24 protein-coding genes are annotated in these 26542 nt (G+C 67.8%); 13 read left to right on the top strand and 11 right to left on the bottom strand.

Going from position 1 to position 26542, the window contains the following annotated elements; translation table 11 throughout:
• The 6 genes from IV088_RS11385 to IV088_RS11410 all read right to left on the bottom strand — a co-directional run.
• Nucleotides 1-796: ABC transporter permease (locus IV088_RS11385; RefSeq protein WP_291101932.1), on the bottom strand; the 796-nt coding region annotated here is incomplete at its 3' end.
• Between the two features lie 139 nt (nt 797-935).
• Nucleotides 936-2039, bottom strand: coding sequence for a polyamine ABC transporter ATP-binding protein (locus IV088_RS11390; protein WP_291101933.1), 1104 nt, complete (start codon nt 2037-2039; stop codon nt 936-938).
• A 98-nt stretch (nt 2040-2137) separates the two neighbouring features.
• The gene (locus tag IV088_RS11395; RefSeq protein ID WP_291101934.1) at nt 2138-3316 is read right to left on the bottom strand and encodes an extracellular solute-binding protein; all 1179 of its coding nucleotides are present in this window, start codon (nt 3314-3316) and stop codon (nt 2138-2140) included.
• A 156-nt stretch (nt 3317-3472) separates the two neighbouring features.
• Nucleotides 3473-4912 carry an aspartate aminotransferase family protein gene (locus tag IV088_RS11400; protein WP_291101935.1) on the bottom strand — a complete coding sequence of 480 codons (1440 nt, stop codon included), beginning with the start codon at nt 4910-4912 and terminating at the stop codon, nt 3473-3475.
• A gap of 106 nt (nt 4913-5018) precedes the next feature.
• Entirely contained in the window at nt 5019-6386 is a 1368-nt protein-coding gene (locus IV088_RS11405; protein ID WP_291101936.1) for a glutamine synthetase family protein, read from the bottom strand.
• 44 nt (nt 6387-6430) lie between these two features.
• A complete protein-coding gene (locus IV088_RS11410; protein ID WP_291101937.1) occupies nt 6431-7243 on the bottom strand; it encodes a gamma-glutamyl-gamma-aminobutyrate hydrolase family protein in 813 nt (270 codons plus the stop codon).
• A gap of 200 nt (nt 7244-7443) precedes the next feature.
• On the opposite strand from IV088_RS11410, the gene IV088_RS11415 reads away from it, so the two are divergent.
• From IV088_RS11415 to IV088_RS11430, 4 genes are all read left to right on the top strand, one after another.
• Nucleotides 7444-8928, top strand: a complete 1485-nt coding sequence (locus tag IV088_RS11415) for a PLP-dependent aminotransferase family protein (protein WP_291101938.1) — start codon at nt 7444-7446, stop codon at nt 8926-8928.
• A 41-nt stretch (nt 8929-8969) separates the two neighbouring features.
• Nucleotides 8970-9590: a DJ-1/PfpI family protein gene (locus IV088_RS11420; protein ID WP_291101939.1), complete on the top strand. Its 621-nt coding sequence runs from the start codon at nt 8970-8972 to the stop codon at nt 9588-9590.
• Nucleotides 9591-9598: 8 nt separating this feature from the next.
• Nucleotides 9599-10009 carry a DUF3052 family protein gene (locus tag IV088_RS11425; protein WP_291101940.1) on the top strand — a complete coding sequence of 137 codons (411 nt, stop codon included), beginning with the start codon at nt 9599-9601 and terminating at the stop codon, nt 10007-10009.
• Nucleotides 10010-10104: 95 nt separating this feature from the next.
• The gene (locus tag IV088_RS11430; RefSeq protein WP_291101941.1) at nt 10105-11220 is read left to right on the top strand and encodes a beta/gamma crystallin-related protein; all 1116 of its coding nucleotides are present in this window, start codon (nt 10105-10107) and stop codon (nt 11218-11220) included.
• A 25-nt stretch (nt 11221-11245) separates the two neighbouring features.
• Here the strand turns inward: IV088_RS11430 and IV088_RS11435 are convergent, their stop codons facing one another.
• Together IV088_RS11435 and speB are read right to left on the bottom strand one after the other, a co-directional pair.
• Nucleotides 11246-12556, bottom strand: coding sequence for an FAD-binding oxidoreductase (locus IV088_RS11435; protein WP_291101942.1), 1311 nt, complete (start codon nt 12554-12556; stop codon nt 11246-11248).
• A gap of 2 nt (nt 12557-12558) precedes the next feature.
• Nucleotides 12559-13491 carry an agmatinase gene (gene speB / locus IV088_RS11440; protein WP_291101943.1) on the bottom strand — a complete coding sequence of 311 codons (933 nt, stop codon included), beginning with the start codon at nt 13489-13491 and terminating at the stop codon, nt 12559-12561.
• Nucleotides 13492-13681: 190 nt separating this feature from the next.
• Here speB and gstA point away from each other — a divergent pair, with 190 nt between their 5' ends.
• From gstA to IV088_RS11460, 4 genes are all read left to right on the top strand, one after another.
• Nucleotides 13682-14290, top strand: coding sequence for a glutathione transferase GstA (gstA, locus tag IV088_RS11445; protein WP_291101944.1), 609 nt, complete (start codon nt 13682-13684; stop codon nt 14288-14290).
• Nucleotides 14291-14562: 272 nt separating this feature from the next.
• A complete protein-coding gene (locus IV088_RS11450; RefSeq protein WP_291101945.1) occupies nt 14563-15135 on the top strand; it encodes a DUF4956 domain-containing protein in 573 nt (190 codons plus the stop codon).
• Entirely contained in the window at nt 15132-15905 is a 774-nt protein-coding gene (locus tag IV088_RS11455) for a polyphosphate polymerase domain-containing protein (protein WP_291101946.1), read from the top strand. Before IV088_RS11450 ends, IV088_RS11455 begins: the two co-directional genes overlap by 4 nt.
• 49 nt (nt 15906-15954) lie before the next feature.
• Nucleotides 15955-18108 (top strand): CotH kinase family protein, encoded by a 2154-nt coding sequence (locus IV088_RS11460; protein ID WP_291101947.1) that lies wholly within the window; start codon nt 15955-15957, stop codon nt 18106-18108.
• Between the two features lie 10 nt (nt 18109-18118).
• Here the strand turns inward: IV088_RS11460 and IV088_RS11465 are convergent, their stop codons facing one another.
• The gene (locus IV088_RS11465; protein ID WP_291101948.1) at nt 18119-19354 is read right to left on the bottom strand and encodes a YbfB/YjiJ family MFS transporter; all 1236 of its coding nucleotides are present in this window, start codon (nt 19352-19354) and stop codon (nt 18119-18121) included.
• Nucleotides 19355-19433: 79 nt separating this feature from the next.
• Nucleotides 19434-20027: a hemerythrin domain-containing protein gene (locus tag IV088_RS11470; protein ID WP_291101949.1), complete on the bottom strand. Its 594-nt coding sequence runs from the start codon at nt 20025-20027 to the stop codon at nt 19434-19436.
• A gap of 218 nt (nt 20028-20245) precedes the next feature.
• On the opposite strand from IV088_RS11470, the gene IV088_RS11475 reads away from it, so the two are divergent.
• Nucleotides 20246-20671, top strand: coding sequence for a lysozyme inhibitor LprI family protein (locus tag IV088_RS11475; protein ID WP_291101950.1), 426 nt, complete (start codon nt 20246-20248; stop codon nt 20669-20671).
• A gap of 44 nt (nt 20672-20715) precedes the next feature.
• Entirely contained in the window at nt 20716-22134 is a 1419-nt protein-coding gene (locus IV088_RS11480; RefSeq protein ID WP_291101951.1) for a peptidoglycan-binding protein, read from the top strand.
• An 18-nt stretch (nt 22135-22152) separates the two neighbouring features.
• On the opposite strand, the gene IV088_RS11485 is transcribed toward IV088_RS11480, so the two are convergent.
• Entirely contained in the window at nt 22153-24507 is a 2355-nt protein-coding gene (locus tag IV088_RS11485; RefSeq protein ID WP_291101952.1) for a cation-translocating P-type ATPase, read from the bottom strand.
• A gap of 282 nt (nt 24508-24789) precedes the next feature.
• Here IV088_RS11485 and IV088_RS11490 point away from each other — a divergent pair, with 282 nt between their 5' ends.
• From IV088_RS11490 to IV088_RS11500, 3 genes are all read left to right on the top strand, one after another.
• Entirely contained in the window at nt 24790-24987 is a 198-nt protein-coding gene (locus IV088_RS11490) for a heavy-metal-associated domain-containing protein (protein WP_291101953.1), read from the top strand.
• On the top strand, nt 24984-25436 hold the full coding sequence (gene cueR / locus IV088_RS11495; RefSeq protein ID WP_291101954.1) for a Cu(I)-responsive transcriptional regulator: 453 nt from the start codon (nt 24984-24986) through the stop codon (nt 25434-25436). The genes IV088_RS11490 and cueR overlap by 4 nt, the downstream gene beginning before the upstream one ends.
• Nucleotides 25437-25796: 360 nt before the next feature.
• Nucleotides 25797-26423: a Spy/CpxP family protein refolding chaperone gene (locus tag IV088_RS11500; RefSeq protein ID WP_291101955.1), complete on the top strand. Its 627-nt coding sequence runs from the start codon at nt 25797-25799 to the stop codon at nt 26421-26423.
• The last annotated feature ends 119 nt before the right edge of the window (nt 26424-26542 follow it).

Consider the following 26542-nt stretch of genomic DNA (forward strand, 5'->3'; position numbering starts at 1 on the left):
TCTCGTCCCAGACCACGCGGCCGATCATGATGTTCTCCGGCCCGCCGAGCAGCGAAGGGATCACGAACTCGCCCACGGCGGGGATGAACACCAGCATGAAGCCCGCGACGATGCCGGCCTTGGACAACGGCACCGTCACCAGCCAGAAGGCCTTGAAGGGCGAGGTGCCCAGGTCGTAGGCCGCTTCGAGCAGGCGGAAGTCCATCTTCACCAGGTTGGCGTAGAGCGGCAGGATCATGAAGGGCAGGTACACGTAGGTCATGCCCACCAGCATGGACACGTTGGTGTAGAGCATCTGGATCGGTTCATTGATGATGCCGATGCCCATGAGCAGCTGGTTGATGACGCCCTGATCCGCCAGGATGCCCTTCCACGCGTAGACGCGCAGCAGGAACGAGGTCCAGAACGGCAGCATCACCATCATCAGCAGCGCCGGGCGCACGCTGGCCGGCGAACGCGCGATGAAGTAGGCGAACGGGTAGCCGACCACCAGGCACAGCACGGCGGTCCACAGCGCGTACCAGATCGAGCGCAGGTAGGCCTCGATGTAGATGGTCTTGAACAGCTCGCCGCCTTCCGCGTCGCGGAAGATGGTCCAGTAGTTCTCGTACTTCAGGCTCAGGATGCCCGTCACCGGGTCCCAGATCGGCTTGAACGGGTTGATGCTCTCGCCCTGGTCCACGAAGCTGATGTACAGCAGGATCAGGAACGGCAGCAGGAAAAAGACAAACAGCCAGACGTAGGGCACGCCGATGACGAAGCGCTTGCCGGGCATGGGAAGCGATGAAGTGGCCATCAAGAACCTCCAGAAACTACAAACCTAGGAGAGCAAGGCATCCGAACCCAGAACGCCGCGGAACCGGCTTTGCCGGGCCGCCAGCGTTGCCCCCCTCCGGGGGGTGACGCGAAGCGGCGCGGGGGGAGACTGACAGCTATCAGTCCCTCAAGACCACCGCCGCGTTGTCGTCCCACCAGAAATACACGTCGTCTTCCCAGGTGATGTCCGACAGGTCCTGGCGCGTGGTGTTGGCTTCGGTGACGCGCACCTTGGAGCCGTCGCCGGCCTTGAGGATGTAGGTGGTGTAGGAGCCCAGGTAGCCGATCTCTTTCACCTTGCCCTGGAACAGGTTGAACGACGCGCGCTCGGGCCGGGTCTTGCTGATCTCGATCTTCTCGGGCCGCACGGCGATCGACACCGGCATGTTCAGCGTGCCGCTCACGCCATGGCCCACGTGCACCTCGCCGATGGCGGTGGTGGCCGCGCAGCGGTCGGGCTCGTCCACCGTGAGCTTGCCGGCAAACAGGTTCACGTTGCCGATGAAGTCGGCCACGAACTTGTTGCGCGGGTGCTCGTAGATTTCTTCGGGCGTGCCCACCTGCAGCACGCGGCCCTTGCTCATGATGGCGATGCGGCTGGCCATGGTCATGGCCTCTTCCTGGTCGTGCGTCACCATCACCACGGTCACGCCCACCTTCTCGATGATGTTGACCAGCTCGAACTGGGTCTGCTCGCGCAGCTTCTTGTCCAGCGCGCCCAGAGGCTCGTCGAGCAGCAGCAGCTTGGGCCGCTTGGCCAGGCTGCGCGCCAGCGCCACGCGCTGCTGCTGCCCGCCCGAGAGCTGGTGCGGCTTGCGCTGGGCGTAGGGCGTGAGCTGCACCAGGCCCAGCATCTCGTCGGTGCGCTGCTGCACCTCGGCCTTGGGCAGGCCTTCGCGCTTGAGGCCAAAGGCCACGTTCTCCCAGATGTTGAGGTGGGGAAACAGGGCGTAGGACTGGAACATCATGTTGACCGGTCGCTCGTAGGGCGGCATGGCCGCGACGTCCTGACCGCCGAGCAGGATGCGCCCCGAGGTCGGCTTCTCGAAGCCGGCGAGCATGCGCAACAGCGTGGACTTGCCACAGCCCGAGCTGCCCAGCAGGGCAAAGATCTCGCCCTTGCCGATGGAAAGCGACACCTCGTCCACGGCCACCGCCTCGTCGAAGCGCTTGACCAGTTTCTCGGTGACCAGATAACCCGTCTGGGTGCCCGTCTCAGCCATGTTCAGTCCTTGTTGTTGTGATGTACAGATAAGAAAAAGGGCTGTTCATACGGTGTGTACGAACAGCCCTGGATCAGGTCTGGTGAAAACCGGAACGCTTACTTGCCCTTCTTGAAGCTGTTGTAGGCGTTGGCCATGGCTTCACGCGCTTCGTTGGTGAAGCTGCTCGGCGGGATCATCTTGGCGAAGTAGTCGGACTCCACAAAGATGGTCTTGTTGCCGGCGATCTCGGGGTTGATCTTGTCCATGGCGGCCTTGTTGCCGGTCGGGTAGCTCATCTCGTTGGCCATGGCCGCGGCGTTCTCCGGGCGCAGGTAGAAGTCGATGAAGGCCATCGCGTTGTTCGGGTGCTTGGCGTCCTTGGTCACGGCCATGGTGTCAAAGAAGATCAGCGCGCCGGTGCTCGGCAGCAGGGCTTCGATCACGTCCTTGGAGCCGTTTTCCTTGGCGCGGCCGGCGGCGATGTTCACGTCGCCCGACCAGCCGATCGCCACGCAGGCCTTGCCGCCCGCGATGTCGTCGATCATGGTCGAGCTGAACAGGCGCACGTCCTTGCGCACCTTGGCCAGCATCTCGCCGGCGGGCTTGTAGTCGGCCGGGTCGTTGGAGTAGGCGTCCTTGCCGATGTAGTGCAGCGCCACCGGGATGATCTCGGTGGGCGAGTCCAGGTAGGCGATGCCGCAGGACTTGAGCTTGCTCGTGTACTCGGGCTTGAACACCAGGTCCCAGGCGTTCTCGGGCATGGGCATGCCGCCCAGCGCCTTCTCGACCTTGGTCTTGTTGATGCCCACGGTGGTGAAGCCCCAGGCCCAGGGAATCAGGTGCTTGTTCTCGGGATCGGCCTTGACCAGCGTGGCCATGATGGCCGGGTCCATGTTGGCCAGGTTCGGGATCTGGTCCTTCTTCAGCGGCTGCAGCAGACCGCCTTCGATCTGACCCTTGGCGAACACGGTGCCGGGCACCACGATGTCGTAACCGGTGTTGCCCGCCACCAGCTTGGCGTGCAGGGCTTCGTTGGTCTCGAAGGTGTCGTAGTTGACCTTGACGCCGGACTCTTTCTCGAAGGCGGCGATCATGCCTTCGGGCACGTAGTCGGGCCAGTTGTAGATGTTGAGGACCTTCTCGTCGTCGTACACCGGGCCGGCGGGCGCAGCCGGGGCCGCGGGCGCTGCAGCGACCGGTTCGGCCGGGGCCGCTGCCGGCGCCGGCTCTTCTTTCTTACCGCAGGCAGCGAGCAGGATCGCCGAGATGGCCAGGGCCAGAACTTGTTTCTTCATGGTGAGGAACGCTCCTGAAAACGGGATGAAACCCGACGGTTGATACAAACACACCGGCTGCGCTGCACGCCCTACCGGCAAGCAATTTGCAGACCAACTTTATCCCCAGTTTGGGGCAGCGAAACACTGTAACAAAGAATCGGGCCTCGGCAAGCGTCAGGCCAGCTGACCGGCGCTGCGCAGGTCGTCCAGCGTGGCGTCCAGGCACTGGCGGATCAGCACCATCATCTCGTCGATCTGGGCGCGCGTCATCACCAGCGGCGGCGCGATGATCATGCGGTCGCCCACGGCGCGCATGATCAGCCCGTTCTTGAAGCAGTGGCCGCGGCAGATCATGCCCACCGACAGGTCCGGGTCGAACATCTGCCGCGTCGCCTGGTTCTTCACCAGCACCAGGCCGGCCACGAAGCCGCAGGTCTCGGCGTCGCCCACCAGCGGGTGCTGTTTCAGCTCGGCGAAGCGCTCGGCCAGGTAAGGGCCGATGTCGTCCTTCACCCGGCCCACCAGGTTCTCGCGCTCCATCAGCTCCAGGTTGGCCAGCGCCACCGCGCAGGCCACCGGGTGGCCGCTGTAGGTGTAGCCGTGGTTGAACTCACCGCCCTGCTCGATCAGCACCTTGGCCACGCGGTCGCCCACCATCACGCCGCCGAGCGGGATGTAGCCACTCGTCACGCCCTTGGCGAAGGTCACGAGGTCGGGACGGTAGCCGAACTTTTCGTAGGCAAACCAGTGGCCCAGGCGGCCGAAGGCGCAGATCACCTCGTCGGAAATCAGCAGGATGCCGTACTGGTCGACGATGCGCTGGATCTCGGGCCAGTAGGTCTCGGGCGGGATGATCACGCCGCCCGCGCCCTGCACCGGCTCGGCAATGAAGGCGGCCACCTTGTCCGCACCCACTTCGAGAATCTTGGCTTCCAGCCAGCCCGCCGCGCGGCGGCCGAAGTCGGCCCGGCTTTCGCCCGGCAGCGCGTTGTCCCAGAAGTGCGGCTGCTCGATGTGCGTGATGTTCGGGATCGGCAGGTCGCCCTGCGCGTGCATGCCGCTCATGCCGCCGAGCGAGGCGCCGGCCATGGTGCTGCCGTGGTAGGCGTTGTTGCGGCTGATGATCACCTTGCGCTGCGGCTGGCCCAGCAGGTCCCAGTAGCGGCGCACCATGCGCACGTTGGTGTCGTTGCTCTCCGAGCCGCTGCTGCAGAAGAACACGTGCTCGAAGCTGCGCCCGCCGACCTTGGGCGCGAGGGCCGCCAGCTTGGTGGCCAGCTGCACCGCCGGCACGTTGGTGGTCTGGAAGAAGCTGTTGTAGAACGGCAGTGTCATCATCTGCTGGTAGGCGGCGTCGGCCAACTCCTTGCGGCCATAGCCCGCGTTGACGCACCACAGCCCGCTCATGCCGTCGAGGATCTTGTGGCCCTCGGAATCCCACACGTAGATGTTGTCGGCGCGCGTGATCACGCGCGAGCCGCGCGTGGCCAGGTCGCCGTGGTCGGTGAACGGGTGCAGGTAGTGCGCGCTGTCCAGCGCCTGGATGGCTTTCGTGTCCTGCTGCTCGGCGCGGCGGACCAGGGCGGGGGGGGCAATGAGGGTGGAAGTGTTCATCACAGTCTCACGAACGAAGGGTTTGATTCGAGAACGCCGCGGAACCGGCTTTGCCGGGCCGCCAGCGTTGCCCCCTGGGGGGTGACGCCGCAGGCGGCGCGGGGGGTTACACGTGTAATAGCAGGTGCTCGCGTTCCCAAGGCGAAATCACCTTCATGAACTCGTCGAACTCCAGCTCCTTGATCTCGGTGTAGATGGTGATGAATTCCTTGCCCAGCACATCGTGCAGGTCGGTCTCGCGGCGCAGCCAGTCCAGCGCTTCGCCCAGGCTGCGCGGCAGCGCATAGGGCGAGAGGTAGGCGTCGCCCTTCATCTCGGGCTTGGGCTTGATCTTGTTCTTCAGGCCCAGGTAGCCGCAGGCCAGCGTCATCGCCATCGCCACATAGGGGTTGGCGTCGGCACCGATCACGCGGTTCTCCACGCGGCGCGCCTCGGGGCTGGAGATTGGCGAGCGGATGCCCACCGTGCGGTTGTCGTGGCCCCACTCGATGTTGATGGGTGCCGCGGTGTGGCGCGAGAGGCGGCGGTAGCTGTTCACGTACGGCGCCACCAGCACCATGGCGGCCGGGATGTAGCGCTGCAGGCCGCCGATGTAGTGGTAGAACGATTCGGAGGGCGTGCCGTCCTCGTTGCTGAAGATGTTCTTGCCGGTGGCCTTGCTCAGGATGCTCTGGTGCACATGCATCGCCGAGCCCGGCTCGCCGGCGATCGGCTTGGCCATGAAGGTGGCGTACATGTCGTGGCGCAGCGCGGACTCGCGCACCGTGCGCTTGAAGAAGAACACCTCGTCGGCCAGGCCCAGCGGGTGGGCGTGGAAGAAGTTGATCTCCATCTGCCCCGCGCCGGCCTCGTGGATCAGCGTGTCCACGTTGAGCTTCATCTTGTCGCAGTAGTCGTAGATCTCTTCGAACAGCGGGTCGAACTCGTTCACCGCGTCAATCGAATAAGCCTGGCGCGAGGTCTCGGCCCGGCCGCTGCGGCCGATCGGTGGCTTCAGCAGCGTGTTCGGGTCGGTGTTGCGCGCGGTCAGGTAGAACTCCAGCTCGGGGGCGACCACCGGGTCCCAGCCCTCGGCGGCGTAGAGGTCGCAGATCTTGCGCAACACGCTGCGCGGCGCGAACGGCACGAGCTTGCCTTCGTGGTCGAAACAGTCGTGGATCACCTGCGCGGTCGGGTCGGTGGCCCAGGGCACGATGCGCACCGTGCTCGGGTCCGGGCGCAGCTGCATGTCCTTGTCGGTCGGGTCCACCACGTCGTAGTACGGCCCGCTCTCGGGAAACTCCCCCGTCACCCCCATGCCCACGATGGCCTGCGGCAGGCGCATGCCGCGGTCTTCGGTGAACTTCTCGCGCGGCAGGATCTTGCCGCGCGCCACCCCGGTCAGGTCGGGCACCAGGCACTCGACCTCGGTCACGCGGTGCTGGTTGAGCCAGTTTTCGAGGTCGTTGAAGGTTTGAACGGTGGGGGCTGTCATGTGCCGGTCCTTGTCTGTCGTTGTGGTTGTCTGTCGGGTCGAAATCAGGCGCCGATGCCCGCGCGGCTGCGCGCCAGGTCGGCCGCCTGCAGCCGCAGGTTCATGCGCTGGCGGCAGGCGTGGCCGAAGGCGTCAAAGATCGCGGCGTAAAACGGCGTCTCCCAGCAGCGCCATTCGGGGTGGAACTGCACCGCGTAGGCGAAGGTGCGCGCGCCCTTCACCGCAAAGGCCTCGACCACACCGTCGGGCGCATGGGCCATGGCTTCGAGCCCGCTGGCCAGGCGGTTGATGCCCTGGCCGTGCAGCGAGTTCACCAGGGTCTCGGGACCGCCGGCCCAGGTCTCGAACACGCTGCCCGGCGCGAGCCGGATGGCGTGGCGCGGCGCGTACTGCTCGTCAAACGGCGCGGTCTTGGGCTCTCGGTGGTCCGTCAGGCCCGGGACCTCGTGCACGCGCTGGTGCAGCGTGCCACCCAGCGCCACGTTGATCTCCTGGAAGCCGCGGCACACGCCCAGCAGCGGCACACCCACGTGCACACAGGCCTTCACCAGCGCCAGCGTGAGCGAGTCGCGCACCGGGTCCAGCGGCAGGCTGGGGTCGGCCACGTCCTCGTCGAAGTGGGAGGGGTGCACGTTGGACGGCGAGCCGGTCAGCATCACGCCGTCCACCAGGGGCAACAGGTCGGGAATCTGCTCGGCGTCGGCCAGCGGAAACATCACCGGCTGGGCCTGGGCCCCCACCTTGACGGCGCGGGCGTACTTGTCGCCCAGCAGCAGAAACGGCATCTGGTGCCCGTGGTCGCCCATGAGGCGGTGGTCGGCAGGCAGCCAGACCATGCAGGGCGGCGGCTTGTTCATGGAATCTCCAATCGCTTCGGCTTGATTGTGGCGAGACAATTGGATCACAATCGGAGCCAGTTGGCGCCACCTCATGGTGCCAATTAGAGCTACCCCCTGCGCCGCTTCGCGTCTTCCCCCTGGAAGGGGGACCACGCTGGTGGCCCGGCAAAGCCGGTTCCACGGCGTGCCCGGTCAAAACACCTCATCCTCCAACACACATGCTGTCTGAGTTTCTACTGACCGAGATGACCCGCCTGGGCGCACACGACGCCCTGCCGCTGCACCGTCAGCTCTACGAGGCGCTGCGCCGCGCCATGCTGGACGGCAAGCTCGGGGCGGGTGAGCGACTGCCGTCGAGCCGCGACCTCGCGCAGGACTTGAACCTCTCGCGCAACACCGTGGTCGCCGCGATCAACCAGCTCAGCGTCGAGGGTTACCTGGAGAGCCGCGTGGGCAGCGGCACCTACGTGAACGACAACGTGCCGCGGGTGAACGCCGGCGCCGCCGCGCGGCCCCAAGCGCGCGGTGCGCCGACCCCCGCGCCCGGGCGGCTCTCGGCGCGCGGCCAGGCGCTCGCCACCACCTTCTGCGCCACCCAGCTGGAAGTGCAGCCCTTCACCCCCGGCATCGCCGACTTCAGCGCCTTCCCGCTCACGCTCTGGCAGCGCCTGCAGAACAAACACTGGCGCATGACCTACCCGGACATGCTCGACTACAACGACTCGGGCGGCTACGCGCCGCTGCGCCGCGCCATCGCCGACTACCTGCGCGTGTTCCGCAGCGTGCAGCTCGACGCGGACCAGGTCATCGTCACCACCGGCACCCAGCAGTCGCTCGAACTCTGCGCCCGCCTGCTCGCCGACCACGGCGACACCGTGTGGGTCGAAGACCCGGCCTACTGGGGCGCGGCCAAGGCCTTCATGGCCACGGGCCTGTCCATCCACCCGGTGCCGGTGGACGACGAAGGCATCCACCCCGGCGCGGCCGACAACGCCCACCCGCCCCGGCTGATCTACCTCACGCCCTCGCACCAGTACCCCACCGGCGCGGTCATGAGCCTGGCGCGGCGCCACCAGCTGCTCTCCACCGCGCGCGCCCACGGCGCCTGGGTGCTGGAAGACGACTACGACAGCGAGTACCGCTTCTCCGGCCCGCCCATCAGCAGCCTGGAGGGGCTCGACGTGGACGGCCGCGTGCTCTACATGGGCACCTTCTCCAAGGTGCTCTACCCCGGCATCAAGCTCGGTTACCTCATCGTGCCCAAACCGCTGGTGGTCGCCTTCAAACAGGCCCACTACGACCTCAACCGCCCGGGCCAGATGCCGCTGCAGGCCGCGCTGGCCGAGTTCATCGAGATGGGCCACTTCAGCAGCGCGCTGCGCCGCGCCCGGCAGAGCTACGGCGAGCGCCGCGCCGCGCTGCTCGAAGCGCTCAAACCCGTGCTGACGCAGGACACCTTCATCAGCGGCGCCGAACAGGGCCTGCACCTCTGCCTGCGCCTGCCCGCGCAGGTGGACGACCAGGCCCTCGCCCAGCGCATCGCCCAGCAAGGCCTCACCGTGCGCCCGCTCTCGGCCTACTGCCTGGCGCGCCACGACCTCAAGGGACTGGTGATCGGCTACGGCTACGCGCCGCTGAGCGAGATCCAGCGCTGCGGGCCGGTGCTGGCGGCGGCGGTGCGGCAGATCGGCCCCCCCCGCTGAACCCGGGTTGGCCCCCATTTCAATCCACAGAAGGCAGCCCCATGCACATCGCCATCCTCACCTTCCAGGGCTTCAACGAGCTCGATTCCTTCATCGCCCTCGGCGTGCTCCACCGCATCAAGCGGCCGGGCTGGCGCGTGTCGATCTGCTGCCCCGAGCCCACCGTCACCTCCATGAACGGCGTGGTGGTGCACGCGCAGTCCACGCTGGCCGAGGCGGCGACGGCGGACGCCGTGCTGATGGGCAGCGGCATGCAGACGCGGGAGGTGGTGGACAACCCCGCGATCATGTCGGCCCTGCGCCTGGACCCGGCGCGCCAGCTCATCGGCGCGCAGTGCTCCGGCACGCTGGTGCTGGCCAAACTCGGGCTGCTCGGCGCCGTGCCCGCCTGCACCGACCTCACCACCAAGCCCTGGGTGCAGGCCGCCGGTGTCGAGGTGCTGAACCAGCCGTTCTTTGCGGCGGGCAACGTCGCCACCGCCGGCGGCTGCCTGGCCTCACCCTACCTCGCGGCCTGGGTCATTGCCCGCACCGAGGGTGAAGCGGCGGCCCGGGCGGCCCTGCACTACGTGGCGCCCGTGGGCGAAAAAGACGCCTATGTCGAGCGGGCCATGGCCCATCTGGCGCCGTACCTGGAGGGCGCTGCAGCGCCCGCGGCCTGAGGTCGGACATGAGCACCCCCGGCTATTCCGGAACGCCGCTGGTCAAGAAACTGGGTTTCAAGCCCTCGGGGCGCGTGTGCGTGATCGGTGCACCGGACGGCTACGAGGCCTGGCTCCACCCGCTGCCGGACGGGCTGGTCTTTGAACCGCAGGCCCATGCCCAGACCGATCTTGTCCACCTCTTCACCACGGAAAAAGCCGAGCTGGCGCGACAGCTGAGCGACCTGCGCCAGCGGCTGAACCCCACGGCCGCGCTCTGGGTCTCCTGGCCCAAGAAGGCGTCCAAAGTGCCCACCGACATCACCGAAGACACCATCCGCGAACTCGCGCTGCCCCTGGGCTGGGTCGACATCAAGGTCTGCGCGGTCTCGGACGTCTGGTCGGGGCTCAAGCTGGTGGTTCGGAAAACGCTGCGGTAGCGGCCCGCACCCCCGGTGCGCGGCCCGTGTGCCAGCGCACAGACAACGCCCCCGGGACCGCGCAAGCTCGTGACAAACCCCAACGGAGACTTGTCATGAACACCCCTTCAAGCACCTTGCTGGCCCTGGCCTGCATCGCGTTCGCCGCGCCCGCCGCCGCCCAGGCCACCTTCTATGAGAACGGCAACTTCCAGGGCCGATCCATGCAGGCCAACAACCAGGTCAACCGGTTCGACCGCTACGGCTTCAACGACCGCAGCTCGTCGGTGGTGGTGGTCGGCAACCGCTGGGAGGTGTGCGAGGACACCAGCTTCCGGGGCGACTGCGTGGTGCTGCGCCCGGGGCGCTACCCCTCGCTCGCGGCCATGGGCCTGAACGACCGCGTCTCGTCCGCCCGGGTCCTCGCCCGCAACGCCCGCGTGGACGACGACCGCTACGCGCCCCTGCCCCTGTCGGCCCAGGCCACGTTCTACGAACGCCGCGATTTCGGGGGTGAGTCCTTCACCACCACGGACCCGGTGACCCGCTTCCGGCGCCATGGCTTCAACGACCGCGCCACCTCGGCCGTGGTGATCGGCGCGCGATGGGAGGTGTGCGAAGACAACCGCTACCGGGGCGACTGTGTGGTGCTGCGCCCGGGGCGTTACCCCTCACTCGCCGCCATGGGCCTGAACAACAGCATCTCTTCGGCGCGCGCCGTGGAGCGCAGCGACCGCACCGACAACCGTTCGGACAACCGGCGCGAGGCGCCCGAGCCGGTGGCGGTCTACGACAGCCGGCGCCGCGGTGGCGAGCGTCTGTATGAGGCCGAGGTGACCTCGGCCCGCGCCGTGCTGGCCACGCCCGGGCAGCAATGCTGGGTGGAACGCGAACAGCTGGGACAGGCCCAGACCAACGCCAACGTGCCGGCCGCGCTCGCGGGCGCGCTCATCGGCGGCATCCTGGGCCACCAGGTGGGCGGCGGCAGCGGCAAGGACATCGCCACCGTGGGCGGCGTGATCGCCGGCGCCGCGCTGGGTGCGAACGTCGGCCGCGACGGCCAGCCCGCCACGCAGGACGTGCAGCGCTGCCGCGACGTGCCCGGCGGCGCACGGCCCGCGTTCTGGGACGTGTCCTACAACTTCCGCGGGCAAGACCACCGCGTGCAGATGACCAGCGCCCCGGGCCAGCGCATCACGGTGAACGAACAGGGCGAACCTCGCCAGCAGTGATGAGGCCGCGCTGTCGCCCGAACGGTCACAGCGCGTCTTTCAACCGGTGCCACAACATGCCCAGCGCCAGGCTGGGCGTGCGCATCAAAGCCCCGCCCGGAAACTCGCGGTGCTTCAGGCGGGCGAACACATCGAAGCGCCCGGCCTGCCCCGCAATGGTCTCGGCCACCAGCTGGCCGGCCAGCCCGGTGAGCGCCACGCCGTGGCCGCTGAAACCCTGCAGGTACAACAGGTTGTCGCCCAGCCGCCCGAAGTCGGGCGCGCGGTTCATGCTGATGTCCACGAAGCCGCCCCAGACGAACTCGACCGGTGCGTTTCGGAGCGCCGGGAACACCTCGCCCATGCGCTGCGCCATCAGGCCCTTCAGGTTGGGCGGCGTCATGGCCGTGTAGCTCACGCGGCCGCCAAACAGCAGCCGCAAGTCGGCGCTAAAGCGGAAGTAGTCGAGCACGAAGTTGTTGTCGCACACGGCCGCGAGGTTGGGGATCAGTTGCTCGCAGAGCGCCGGGTCCAGCGGCGCGGTGCCGATCATGTAGGTGCCCACGGGCATGATGCGCGGCGCGATCTCGGGCGCCACCTTGGGCCCGTATTCCGGCAGCATGCAGTTGCCCGCCAGCACGCCGAAGCGTGCCGTCACCTGCCCCTGCGGCGTGCCCGCCACCAGGCGGCTGCCGCGTGTCAGCGCAGTGACCGGCGAGCCCTCGAAGATGCGCACGCCCGCCGCCTGCGCCGCGCGCGCCAGGCCCAGCGCGTACTTCAGCGGGTGCAGGTGGCCCGAGGTGGTTTCGTGAAAGGCGGCCACATAGCGCGGGCTGTGAATGAAGCGCGCCACGTCGGCGCCCTCGGCCCACTCGCTCGCGACGCCGCGGGCATTGTGGTCGTCACACTCTTCGCGCAGCGCGCGCGCCTTTTTCGGCGAGTCGGCCACGTAGGTGTAGCCACGGCGCCAGTCGCAATCAATGCCGTGTTGTGCGATGCGCCGCTCGATCAGCTCCACGGCCTCGACCGACATGTCCCAGGCGCGTTGCGCATCGGCCGCGCCGAGCTGTTGTTCGAACGGCCCCTGCCCGCTCGCGTAACCCACGATGGCCTGGCCACCGTTGCGCCCGCTCGCGCCCGAGCCGACGCGGTCGGCCTCCAGCACCACCACCGAAAGGCCGCGTGCGCTGAGCTCCAGCGCCGCACTCAGCCCCGCGAAGCCCGCGCCCACGACCACCACGTCGGCCTGCACCGAGCCCTGCAGCGGCGGGCAGGGCTCGGGCCGCTGCACGCTGGCCTCGTAGTAGCTGGTCTGGTTGAGCTGGGTGTCAGAGCCGACCAGGGAACGCTGGAACATGGTCAGGCCCTCGTGCCGAGATGGCGCGCCACCTGTGCGCTCAGGTAGGTCCACACGAACGTCGCCGCCGCGTTGCTGGTGAGTTCGGCGTGGTCGTAGGCCGGGGCCACCTCGACGCAGTCCATGCCCACCCAGTGCAGGTCGGCCAGCTCTTCCATCAGCGTGAGCACCTGCGAACTCGTCAGGCCGCCGGGCTCGGGTGTGCCGGTGCCGGGTGCGAAGGCCGGGTCGAGCACGTCGATGTCCAGCGTGAGGTAACACGGCCGCTGGCCGATGCGCGCGCGGATCGCGTCGATCACGGGTTGCAGCCCCGCGCCGTCCCGCCCGCGCAGCGCGCGCGCCGTGAAGATCTGCCCGCCCTGGTCGGCCACGTACTCCCGCGCGGCGCGCTCGCCGCTGGAGCGGATGCCGATCTGCACCGTGTGCGCCGGGCTGATCAGGCCCTCCTGCAGCGCCTCGTAGGTCCAGGTGCCGTGGCCCGAGGGCTCGCCGAAATGGTCGCTCCAGGTGTCGCAGTGCGCGTCGAAGTGCACACAGGCCAGCGCCTCGCCGTGCCGCGCTTTCGCCGCGCGCAGCAGCGAGAGCGTGACGGAGTGGTCGCCGCCGAGGAACACGCAGTGGTGCTTCGCCATCAGCGCCGCCGCCTGCGACTCGATGGCGCGGCGCACCTCGGGCAGCGGCGAGGCGTTGGGCAGGCGCATGTCCAGCGCGTCGCCCAGGTGCGCGGCGGGCGACACGTCGAACACCGGGTGGATGCCGTCGCACAGCATCAGGCTCGCCGCGCGAATGGCCTGCGGCCCGAAGCGCGCGCCCGGCCGGTTGGTCACCACGCCGTCGTACGGCACACCGGCGATGGCGAACGGCTGGTCCGCCAGCGGCTCGCAGGCGAGGAAACGGTTGGTGTTGCTGGCGAAGGCGAAGTGACCGGTGGCCATGGGGGTCCTTGGTGCGGCAGGCGGGCAAATTGGATCCATAAGATACCAAAGACACAGCCACATCGTGAGTCCAATTAGCCCCCCACCCCGACGTCCACCCACCCGCGAGCGCCGCCTCCGCCCTTGGGCCAGAATGCCTCCAGCCCTGCCCCAGCGCAGCGCCTATCCATCACACCCCCGAGGACACACCATGAAGCTCTATTACTCCCCCGGCGCCTGCTCGCTCTCGCCCCACATCGCCCTGCACGAAGCCGGCCTGGCGTTCGAGGCCATTCCCGCGCCCACCAAAACCCACCAGCTGCCCGACGGCACCGACTACTACACCATCAACCCGCTGGGCTATGTGCCCTACCTCGTGCTCGACAGCGGCGAAGCCCTGCGCGAAGGCCCGGCCATCGTGCAGTACATCGCCGACCAGGCGCCCGAGAAGCACCTCGCCCCCGCCAACGGCAGCATGGCCCGCTACCAGCTGCAGAGCTGGCTCAACTTCATCGGCACCGAGCTGCACAAAAGCTTCAGCCCCATGTTCAACCCTGCCATGCCTGCCGAAGCCAAGGCCCTCGCCGTCCAGCGCCTAACAAGCCGCCTGACCTGGCTCGACGGCGAACTCGCCGGCAAGCTGTACCTGATGGGCGACACCTTCACCGTGGCCGACGGCTACCTGTTCACCGTCACCAACTGGGCCAAGCCCGTCGGCCTGGACATCAGCGCCCTGGCGAACCTGACCGCCTACCGCGCCCGCGTGGGCGCCCGCCCGGCGGTGCTGGCGGCCATGAAGGCCGAGGGGCTGATCAAGTAAGCCAAGTACGCCGCCGCCGATTGAAACCACCAGGGGCTCCGCGGAGCCCCTTTTTCATGGCCAGGCCGCCACACTGTTCACGGCACCGCCACCGGCGTTGCCACGGTCACCTTAACGGCACCTTAAACTTTCGGGTTTTTTGCCGCGGGCCGCGAACCACGCCAGCACAGGCCGGCGTGCACCCGCAGACCCGCCCGAAGACGGGGTTCTGCACCCTCCCCGTCCCAGTGAGCCGGTCCGAACGGACCTGCCCCTCCCACCGAGCGCCACCCATGAACCTGATGAATTACGTCGAACTGCTGACCCGGTTCCTGTTTGATCTGGGGGCCATGCTGATCCTGATCTTCCTGATCTATTACCCCCGGTACAAACACAAGGAAACCGCGATCTCGGCGGCGCTCTTCAACATCTTCATCTTCGCGGTGCTGGCGATCCTCTCCAACCTGGAGTTCGGCATGGCCGCCGGTTTCGGCCTGTTCGCCATCCTCGCGCTGTTCACGCTGCGCTCCGAGCCGATCAGCAAATCGGACATGGCGTACTTCTTCGGCAGCATCTCCATCGCCGTGATCTCGGCCATCGACGGCACCAGCCTGACGCTGACCGCGATGCTGACCGCCGCCGTGCTGCTGGGCGTGTTCATCATCGACCACCCCGAGATCCTGAAGTCCGTCAACCAGATCGACGTGAAGCTCGATTCGATCCCCGAGAACTTCATGTCCAACCCCGAGGGCTTCAAGACGCTGCTGTCGGAGCGCCTGGGGGTGGAGGTGCTGTCCTACCGCGTGCGCAGCGTGTGCTACGTGACCGAGGTCATCCAGGCCGAAGTGGACTTCCGCCCCAAATGAGCCCCATCGAAGACCGCCTCGCCGCGTTCCAGCGGATCGGCCTCGCCGAGCTCAACCAGCGCGCCGCGCTGATGACCCGCAAGGACAACAAGTACCTGCTGACCGGGGCGCAGGTGCTCGGTTTTCTGGGACAGGTCGGCGACCGCTTCGATGCGCTGGACATTGGCGGCAAGACCGCCTTCAGCTACCACAGCGCCTACTTCGATTCGGACTCGCTGCACTGCTTTCGCGACCACAACCAGAACCGCCGCAAGCGCCTCAAGGTGCGCTACCGGCACTACGAAGACACGCAGCAGTTCTTCATGGAGGTCAAGCTCAAGGGCAACGGGGGCGAAACGTCCAAGCTGCGCCGGGCCATCACCCCGGCGCATTTTGAATCGCACGAACTGCCCGCCGAGCTGGACCAATACCTCAAGTCGGTGGCGAAAGACCACCACCAGCGCGAGCTGCCGCACCGTTACCGCAAGACGCTGCAGGTGCGCTACCAGCGCACCACCCTGATCGCCCAGGCCAGCCCCGAGCGGGTCACGCTCGACAACCAGCTGCACTTCGCCCAGAGCCACCGCGAGATCGCCCTGAGCGGATCGCTCTGGGTGGTCGAGGTGAAGTCGCCCAAGGGCGTGTCGGCGACCGACCGCGTGCTGAAGGACCTGGGCGCGCGGCCCGCGTCGCTGTGCTCCAAGTACTGCGTGGGTCTGTCGCTCACCTCGCCTGCGCAGCGGTCCAGCCGCTTCACCCCCACCCTCAAAAAGATCGCGGCACTGGGCTGATGTGCCCCCGCGGCCGGCCCAGCCCCGGCGGTCGCTCGACCCCCCTTGTATGACCCTCCACCGCCCCGCCATCGCCCTGCTCGCCGCGCTGCTGCTGTCGGCCTGCGTCGATTTCAGCGCCAGCGAGCCCACGGCCAACCCCCTGCCGCTGGACGAGCCCCGCTTTTCGCACGACAGCGGCTTCTACGAGGCCGACATCAGCGTCGGCCTGTCGCACCCCGATCCGACGGTGGCGGTGTACTACACGCTCGACGGCTCCGAGCCCGACCCGGGCAACGTCAACGGCACCACCTACCGCTACAAGCTCCAGTACCCCAGAGAGCCGGGCGACCCGTTCGGCGCGTTCCACGAGCAGACCTACCAGAGCCTCCGCTACAAACACCGCATCGCCATCGCCGACCGCTCGACGCAGCCCGACCGGATCGCCCGGATCTCGACCACGCACCACGACGTCGAGCCCTATTACGTCACCCCCCTGGCGGACCTGAGCGCCGGCGAACAGCGCCTGAACGGGCTGGTCGGTTCGATCAACCGGGCGTTGCCGGGGCCGGTTCAGCTGCCCACCATCGCCCCGCGCCCCCAGGCGCGCCTGCTCAAAGGCACGGTGCTCCGGGCCATGGCGGTCAAAAAGGGCGGCGCGCGCAGCGCCGTGGCCACCGCCACCTACTTCGTCATGCCGCGCGACACCTTCACCCTGCCCGTGGTCTCGCTGGTGGCGCAGGAGGACCTGCTGTTCGACCACGACAAAGGGATCCTGGTGGCGGGCAAGGCCTTCGACGACTTTCGCCGCCAGCACCCGGGGCAACCCATCCGCGGGGGCAACGCCCCCGCCAACTGGCACGCGCGGGGCGACGACACGCCCGCCCACTTCCAGTTTTTTTCCGCCACCGACGAGCCTGAAAGAGCCCGCATGGACCAGCGCGTCGGCGTGCGGGTGCACGGCGGCTTCAGCCGCTCCAACGCGAGCAAATCGCTGCGGCTCTACGCCCGCAAACGCTATGGCAAAAACAAGTTCCAGCACCCGGTGTTCGGCGAGGACTACAACCACAAGAAGCTGATCCTGCGCAACTCGGGCAACGACTTCCAGAAAACCATGTTCAAGGACGCCGCCGCGCAGGCCGTGGTGAAAAGCCTGAACATCGAGACCCAGGGCTACCAGCCGGTGGTGACCTTTCTCAACGGCGAGTACTGGGGCATCCTGAACGTGCGCGAGCACTTCGACACCGACTACTTCTCCGAGAAGTACGCCATCCCCGAAAAGGACATCGAGCTGGTCGAGAACAACGCGGTGATCGAGGGCGACCCGGCGCACTGGAAGCAGGTGATGACCTTCTTCGAGAAGTCCGATCTGCGGCGCGAGGCGTCGTACCGGCAGGCCGGCAGCCTGATCGACATCGACAGCTTCATCGACTACCAGATCGCCAACATCTTCATGGGCAACGTGGACTGGCCGCACAACAACGTCAAGGCCTGGCGCTACCGGGGCGACAGCGCCCAATACACCAGCAAAGGCGTGCTCGACGGGCGCTGGCGCTGGCTGCAGTACGACGCCGACCTGGCCCTGACGATGCCCGCCACCAACACCCTGGCCGGCGCGCTGGACCCGAGAGGCACCAAGAATCTCGATGGTGTCGAGTGGTCCACCCTGCTGCTGCGAAGGCTCATGGAGAACCCGGACTTCAAGGCCCGCTTCATCAACCGATTCGCCGACCTGCTCAACACCGTGTTCGACCCCCGGCGCACCTCCGCCGTCATCCAGCGCATGCAGGACCACATCCGGCCGGAGATGCCGCGCCACCTGGCGCGCTGGAAAGTGCCCGCCACAGTGGACGAATGGGATCAGCACGTGCAGAAGATGCGCAGCTTTGTGCAGCAGCGCCCCGCCATCCAGCGCGCGCAGCTGATGGGGCAGTTCGGGCTGACAGGCACCTACCAGCTGACGGTGGCCTCGCCCGACGCCACGCAGGGCTCGATCCGGGTCAACTCCCTCCAGACCCGCGACCTGTCGGAGCGCAGCGGCCAGGACGGCGCGTGGACCGGCACCTATTTCGCCGGGGTGCCACTCGAACTCGAAGCGGTGGCCAAGCCTTGTTACGCGTTCAAGCGCTGGCAGGGCATCGGCGCAACCAGCGCCACGGCGCGCGTCACGGCAAGCCAGGGCCTGTCCGTCCGGGCCGAATTCGAGCCCGTGTGCGCACCCTGACCCCGACCGGTCACAGCGCCCGCTGACGCCAGGCCAGCGCCGCGCCCGCCCACAGCGCCACCGCCGAAAACACCAGGCCACGCGCCAGGCCGCCGGCACCGTCGGCGATCAGCCCCACCACCGTGGGGCCCGCGATCTGGCCGGCCGCGAAGACCACCGTGAACGCGCTGATGCCCGCGGCCCATTGCGAGGGCGGCAGGTTGTGCCGCACCAGCGCCGTCGTGCTCGCCACCACCGAGAGGAACACCCCGCCAAACAGCAGGCCCGAGGCCATGACCAGCGGCCAGGCGCTGGTGAGCGCGGGCAGGATGGCGGCAACACCGAGCAGGGCGTTGAGCAGGGCGAGCGCGCGACCGTTCCGGTGGCGGTCCAGCAGCCCCGCCCAGATGCGCGACGACGCCACCACCGCCACGCCCAGCAGCGCGTAGAACGCGGTCACCGCGCCCGGGCTGGCGCCCTGCTCGCGCAGCAGCGCGATCACGAAGGTCATGTAGCCGATGTAGCCCACGCCGAAGCCCGCGTAGCCCAGCAGGCCGAAGGCAAAGTCGTTCAGGCGGAACACGCGCCGGTCCGGCGTCCCTGCCGCCGCGGCCTGCGCCGGGGTGGCGGCCTCGTGCCGCGCGAGCACCCGCGCCGGCCAGACCATGAGCGCGGTGGCCAGCGCACACACCAGCGCCAGCGCCCACCACGCCCAGGCCCAGGCGTGGGCCTGCCCCCGGGCCGCCTGCAAGACCAGGGGAACGACCAGCGCCGAGGCCACAATGCCCAGGCCGGTGCCGCCGTAGTAGAGCCCGAGCAGGAAACCGCTGCGCGCGGGCTGGCGTGCGCCCAGGCGCGCCGCCAGCAAACCGCCAGTGCTGAACACCAGCGCGCTCGCCACACCCGCCAGCGCACGCTGCCCCATCAGCGCCCCCGCGCTCGTGAAAAAACCGCTGGCCGCCATGAAGAGGGTGGCGAACAGCGCGCCGGCCATCAGCACGCGCGTGGGCGACGTGCGCCGCAGCAGCCACGACATGGCCAGCGCCCCGATCAGGTAGCCCACGGCGTTGGCGGTGTTCATGGCGCCGGCCAGCGTGTAGCTCCAGCCGAGGTCGTCGCGCATGGGCGGCAGCAGCAGGCCGTAGGCAAAGCGGGTGATGCCCAGCGACACGGCGGCGCCGAGCGAGAGCGCGAGCGCCAGGCGCACGTAGGGCGTGCGGTCCGGGGGCTCGGGTGTCAGGGCGGCGGAAAGGGTGCTGCGTGGCATGGCCGGGCCATTGTGGGCCAGGGCGGCGCGCCCGCGTGTGGTCTGCGGGACAGCGCGGGCCGCCTCCGCCGGGGAGCGCCTACTGGCCCAGGCCGACCGGCGCGGGCGCCATCATCACGATGCGGGTGAACAGGCGGTCGAACTGCGGGTCGCGCGGCACGCGGTGGTTCAGCGGGTCCTGGTTGGTCGCAAAGGCGGCGTTGAGCGCGTGCCAGTCGGCCTCGCTCAGGTGGTGCTCGGCCTCGGGCAGCACGATGGTTTCTTCCAGCCGCATGTGCTCCAGGTAGAAATCCACGTAGCGCGTCACCTCGTCGATGAAGACCGGGCGCCGCGCCTCGCCCAGCAGCTCCCAGGCCAGCAGCAGGTGCATGATCTTGCGCACCCGCGCCTCGCCGCTGGCGTGATCGCGCTCCAGCTGGTCGATGGTGGCCATGACATGGGGCGCGGCGCGCACCACCCGGGGAAACAGCAGGTCCGATTCCTTGGGGTGGTGGTGGGTCTCGGGGAACTCGTCGATGTAGAACAGCATGGCCCGCAGCACATCGAAGAACCGCGCCGAATCGTCCTGCCCCTCGTGCACCGGCCCGCGCCGGACCATCTGCATGAGCGACTGCAACATGGCGGCCAGGGTGGCGTGTTCTTCGCGAATGACGCGCAGGGCTTCGTGGGTCATGGTGTTGTCTCCGGCAGGCGGTCCCGACCGTTCGGTCGGTGAATGGTTCCGGGACTGTGCCCGAGCACGCTCCCCTCAGCCTTGACCCATGTCAAGCCTGCCCCTGAGCCTGCCCCTGACAGGGGTTGCTTTTACATCCGGTTGCAAACCAAAGTGTTAGCATTTTCGCCCACTCCGGGCCGCCGCTGGCCCTGTCTCTGCTGTCACACACCCACACCATGAAGCCGATCCGAATCGCCCTCCTTGCCCTGTCCCTCGGTGCCGCCAGCTGCGCCACGGTGGCCAACGAAACGCTTGAAGCCCCACCCGCACTGGGCCAGCTGGAGAGCAAGACTTACCTGGAGTGCATGAAAAAAGCCAATGGGCGGCTGGAGCAAGGCAACTGCATCAACGAAGAGATCAAGTGGCAACGAACCCAGATGAACCAACTCTTTGGACGCCTGTCGGCCAAACTCAATGAAGCACAGCGTGTTGAACTGGCCAAATCACAGAAGGCATGGGAAGTGTTTCTGGATGCTGAAAGCCGGTTTTCGGTGTCCTTCTATGACCCACTGGGAGGCGATTCAGACCTGACCGTCGGCACCAACAAGATCCTGTGGATCACCCAGCGTCGCCAGCAGCTGTACCACCACCTTGATCTTTGAAATCGCATGTGGGCTGAGAAACTGAAAATCAGAGGAGGGAAAACATGCGTCAAATTGATATCAAAGACCCCGCGCAACGTAACGGCGCGATGTACTTTGTGGTGGGGCGAGGCACAGAAGGTGGCAACGCGGCGTTCCGGCTGTCCGTGGCTGCGAACAAATGGGGCGATCCGTCCTCGGTGATTGCCAACAGTGGCTATTCCCTCGGAACGATTCAGGTGGATCTTGGACAACGCGGGACATGGCCTCTTGGGTCCGTGAAGCAGCGAGCCTCGAATCCGGGCGAAACGACATATGTTGACGCCATCATTGGCCGCGCATCTGCTTTCGCCAGAGAAAACCAGCTGCCTTTTCCAAGAGATGCCACAGGGCTGGCTGCGTTGCGCAGCGACCTACTCTCCCATGGCAACGGTCTTGAGGGCCGAACAGAGATCCGGTTCATCTCAGACGAACACCGTGCCACGTTCAATGCCTGGGCCAGTTCGGACACCGGTAAGCAATGGATTCATCAAAACATCGACTTTCCGCAGATCCAAGCGATCGCAGACTCTTCACAGCAGGTGATCGACCGCTATGGGTCAAACATCTCCGAAGAGCGCAAATTCGAGGTGATGTGCATCTTGGCCAAATCTGCCAACCAACACCCTCTGACATACAACAAGCTGGTCGAGTCCCTCAAAAGCGGTGCCGACTACGAAGGGATCATTCAGGTCGTCGATTCGAGCACCAAGAAATACAAGGGCTATCACGGTGACAAAGCCGGCGAACTCGCCCGCCAATACCAGGAGAACTTCCAGAAACCCGGCAACGCCGTCGCGATGGAAGAGGCGCACCGCCAGGTTGCGAGCAGTGGCTACCGACCCTCCGATGAAAACAACATCCCCGAGATCCAGACCGCTCTCGCCGCCTATCGGCGCGACGTCAACGACCCGTCGGTGCTCGACCGCGGCGACAAGGGCGACGATGTGAGGCTGCTTCAGCAGGCCCTGCAGCGGGAGGGCAAGGCGTTGAAAGACGATGGCGGCTTCGGCGCAGGAACCGAGCGCACGCTCACCGACTTTCAGCGCGAGCACCGGCTGGCGCCTTCTGGTTTCGGCGACCACGCCACCCTGAAAGCACTGGGCCTGGCGCCGGCACTGGACGCCCAAAGCAGTGCCGCGCTGGACCGCATGATCGATTCACTGCAAGCGGGTGGGCGCTTCACCAACAACCAGATCGCCCACATCGCCGAGTCGTCCCGGAACTACCTGCTGGAGCACCGCGCGGCCTTGGGCGAAGTCACCCACATCCAGCTCCGCAACGATGGGCAGAAGATCCTGTTTCTGAACGATTTCAAGCAGATGCGCGAACTCGACACCCAGCAGGCGCTCAACGGTCATGTGCCCGCACGGCCCCTGGTCGAGGCACCGGTCACTGGGCCCACGCCGGCAACGGAGCGCACGGCCGAAGCCGTCCGCCACTGAGCCAGCGCCTGGTTCCCCTCACCGCCCCGGCTTCCACCGCTTGAGCAACAGCGCGTTGCTCACCACGCTCACCGAACTCAGCGCCATCGCCGCGCCCGCCAGCACCGGGCTCAGGTAGCCCAGCGCGGCCAGCGGGATGCCCGCCGCGTTGTAGGCGAAGGCCCAGAACAGGTTCTGGCGGATCTTGCTGACGGTGCGGCGCGAGATGTCGAGCGCGGCGGCCACCATCATCGGATCGCCGCGCATCAGCGTGATGCCGGCGGCGTGCATCGCCACGTCGGAGCCGCCCTCGCGGCCGCCCATGGCCATGCCCACGTCGGCCGCGGCGAGCGCGGGCGCGTCGTTCACCCCGTCGCCCACCATGGCCACGACATGGCCCCCGCGCTGCACCGCTTCGCGGGTCGCGGCCCCCTCCAGCGGCTGGTCGGTTTTGGGGCGGCCCGGCGCCGGGTCGGTCCGTCCTTCCCGAAGCCGCTGCACCACCGCCGCCTTGTCGCCCGGCAAGACCTCGGCAATCACCTCGCCACCGTCGGCGTTGAGCCCCAGGGTGCGCGCCATGGCGTCGGCCGCGCCCTGGTTGTCGCCCGACACCATGAACAGCCGCATGCCCTTGGCGCGCAACTGCGCGAGCGCCTCGCGGGCGCCGGGCTTGGGCTCGTCGCCGAAGGCCAGCAAGGCCAGCGGGGTCCAGGGCGAGGTCTCGTCGGTCTGGCTGGCCAGCAGCGACACGGTGGCGCCCGCGCCTTGGCGCTGGTGCACCGCCAGCGCCAGCGGCCCCATGGGCACGCCCAGCTCGTCCATCCAGCGCAGGCTGCCCAGCGCCAGCGTGACGCCGCCCACCCGCCCCAGGCTGCCGCGCCCGGTGACGGCCTGCACGTCCTGGGCCGCGTCGGGCGCGGGCAGGCAGTCGCGTGCACCGGCCGCGTCCATCACCGCACGGGCCAGCGGGTGGGCGCTCTGCGCCTGCAGCGCGGCCGCCGCGCGCAACACCGCCTCTTCGTCCACCCCCGGCACCGCCTCGATCGACAGCAGGCGCGGACGCCCGAGCGTGAGCGTGCCGGTCTTGTCGAAGGCCACCGTGTCCACGCGGTGCGCGATCTCCAGCGCCTGCGCGTCCTTGATCAGGATGCCGTGTTTCGCCGCCACACCGGTGCCGGCCATGATGGCCGCGGGCGTGGCCAGGCCCAGCGCGCAGGGGCAGGCGATCACCAGCACCGACACGGCGTGCAGCAGCGCGACTTCCACGGGCGCGCCGTTCCAGAGCCAGGCGCCCAGCGTGACCAGCGCGATCACCAGCACCACCGGCACAAACACCGCCGCCACCTGGTCGACCAGCCGCTGCACCGGCGCCTTGCCGGCCTGCGCGTCCTGCACCAGCGCGATGATGTGCGCCAGCACGCTCTGCGCGCCCACCGCGCGCACGCTCACCTCGACCGAGCCTTCGCCGTTGAGCGAACCCCCGGTGACGTGGTCGCCCGGCTGCTTAGGCACCGGCATGGCCTCGCCGGTGAGCATGGATTCGTCGGCCTGCGTCTGGCCCAGCAGCAGCTCGCCGTCGGCGGCGAAACGCTCGCCCGGCAACACGCGGATGATGTCGCCCGGCAGCAGCTCGTCCACCGCCACGTCGGTGATCTCGATGCGCTTGATGCCGTCCGGCAGCAGGTGCGCGCGTTCGGGGCGCAACGCGTGCAGCGCGCGGATGGCGCTGGTGGTCTGGCGCTTGGCGCGCGCTTCCAGCCACTTGCCCAGCAGCACCAGCGTGATCACCACCGCCGAGCCCTCGTAATACAGGTGCACCATCTCGCCCGGCTCGGCCTTCAGCCACAGCCAGGTCGAGAGCGCCCAGCCCGCCGTGGTGCCGATGGCCACCAGCAGCTCCATGTTGCCGGTGAGCGCCTTGAGCGCGTGCCAACCCGCCCTGTAGAAGCGCGCGCCGAGCCAGAACTGCACCGGCGTGGCCAGCGCGAACTGCACCCAGGCCGGCAGCATCCAGTGCTTCCCGAACAGGTCACCGACCATGGGCAACGCCAGCGGCGCCGACAGCAGCGCGCCCATCAGCACCGGCAGCAGGTCCAGCGGAATGCCGTGCCAGCGCTCGCGCTCCTCGTGGTCCATCGCGTCCATGGCACGCGGCTCGTAGCCGGCGTCGCGGATCGCGCGCTTGAGCAGGGCGGTCGCGTGGGTCGCGTCGCTGCCGCTCACACGGATGCGCGCCGACTCGGTGGCCAGGTTCACCGTCGCTTCGCTCACGCCGGGTTGTTTCTTGAGGGCCTTCTCCACCCGCGACACGCAGGAGGCACAGGTCATGCCGCCAATGCCCAGGTCGATCTGGAAGGCGGAGGGGTCGGAGGTTTCTAAGGTGGCTGTGTTCATGGAAACAAATCAGAGGGGTAGCAAGCAGCTGGCCTCTCAGAAGAAAGGAAGTCCAGCTCCGGCGCACGTGTCTTCATTCGAGGATGCCGGGGAACCGGCTTTGCCGGGCCACAGGCATCACCCCCTGGGGGGTGACGCGAAGCGGCGCGGGGGGAATCCCTGAGTTATAAGCTTTACCCCCATGGCAAGGTCAAGCCACAAGGTGTATCTTCCGGCGACCAAGGCTTGACCTTGACACCATGTCAAGCTGCAGCATCGGGTTTTCAACCCAGGAGTTTCACCATGAACCAGACCCTCACCGTGCAAGGCATGACCTGTGGCCACTGCGAAAAAGCGGTCACCACCGCCATCAAGACGCTGGACCCGAAAGCCGAAGTGACGATCGACCGCAGCCAGAACCGCGTCGAGGTGCAGAGCGATCAGCCACGCGAGGCGCTCGCCGCCGCGATCCGCGAAGAAGGCTACGCGGTCGCGGCATGAAGACTGGCGCAGCGTCAGCGGTCGATGAGCCCGCGCTCGACGGCGGCATGGCCTGGCCGGTCAGCATCGGCACCGCCGCCTCGCTCAGCGGCATCTCGCCCAAGATGCTGCGCCACTACGAATCGCTGGGCCTGCTGGGCGAGGTGGCGCGCACCGACAGCAACTACCGCCAGTACAGCCTGGCCGACGTGCACAGCCTGCGCTTCATCCGCCGCGCGCGCGACATGGGCTTCGGGCTGGACGCGATCACCGAGCTCGTGGGCCTGTGGCACAACCGGCGCCGCAGCAGCGCCAGCGTGCAGCGCATCGCACAGAAGCACCTCGACGAGCTGGGCCAGCGCATCGCCGCGCTGCAGGCCATGCAGCGCACCCTGGGCGAGCTGGTCTGCCACTGCCCCGGCGACGACCGCCCCGACTGTCCCATCCTGGACGACCTGGCCCATCCCTGAGGGATGTCGCCCCCACGCTCCGCCGCTGCGCGGGTCGCTGCCCCCCAAGGGGGTTGTTTCGCCTTGGGGCGGCCCGGCGACGAAACCATGCCCCCACACTCCGCCGCTGCGCGGGTCGCTGCCCCCCGAGGGGGCTGATCCGGCTTGGGGCGGCCCGGCGCCGGATCGCTGACCCCCACGCGTCCCGCGCCTTTCGGCGCAGACTGGGGCTCCGCCGCTGCGAAAACGGAACATATCTTTACAAACCCGCAGCACAAGGCCGCAAAGCGCTTACACGGCACTTCCACACTGGAGCCATTCCAGAGACAGCCCCTCGCTGAGATCCCTGGAACGGCTTTTTCCACCTCTCAGGAGTGATCCATGAAACTGTTCAACAAACGCACCCTCATCGCCGCCTCGCTCGCGGCCGCCTTCGTCGGCCTCTCGGCCACCGCCATCGCCCAGAACGCCGGCGGCCCGGGCATGTCACCCGACATGCACACCCAGCACATGGCCCAGCGCGCCACCGAAGCGGGCAAGGGCCAGGGCGACATGGCCGGCAAGATGGCCCAACGCATGGAGCAGATGCAAAAGCGCCACGCCGAACACCAGGCGCAACTCAAGACCACGCTGAAGATCACGGCGGCCCAGGAACCCGCCTGGAACGCCTACGTGGCCAGCACCACGCCCACACCGCGCATGGGCAAGACCGCCGGCGAAGACTGGTCCAAGCTGACCACGCCGCAGCGCCTGGACAAGATGCAGGCCCACAAGGCCGAGCGCGACGCCCAGATGACCAAGCGCATCGACGCCGTCAAGACCTTCTACGCCGCGCTCACGCCCGAGCAGCAAAAGGTGTTCGACACCCAGGGCCACAACGGCTTCCACCGCGCTGGCATGAAGGGTGAACACGGCATGGGCGGCCAAGGTGGCCACGGCGGTCACCACGGCATGCGCGGCCAGGGTGGTGAGCCGGGTTGTGAAGGCCCGATGCAGAAACGCGGCTGATCCGCTCAGCGCCGCTCCCAAGCCCCGGCCCGTCCGGGGCTTTTTTGTGGGCGCCCGGCGGGCGTTGCCCGCTTGACCTGAGTCAAGCCCCGGCGCAGGGTCGGCGCGTAAGCTGCCCC

The organism is Hydrogenophaga sp. (genome assembly GCF_018780075.1).
Lineage (GTDB): Bacteria > Pseudomonadota > Gammaproteobacteria > Burkholderiales > Burkholderiaceae_C > Hydrogenophaga.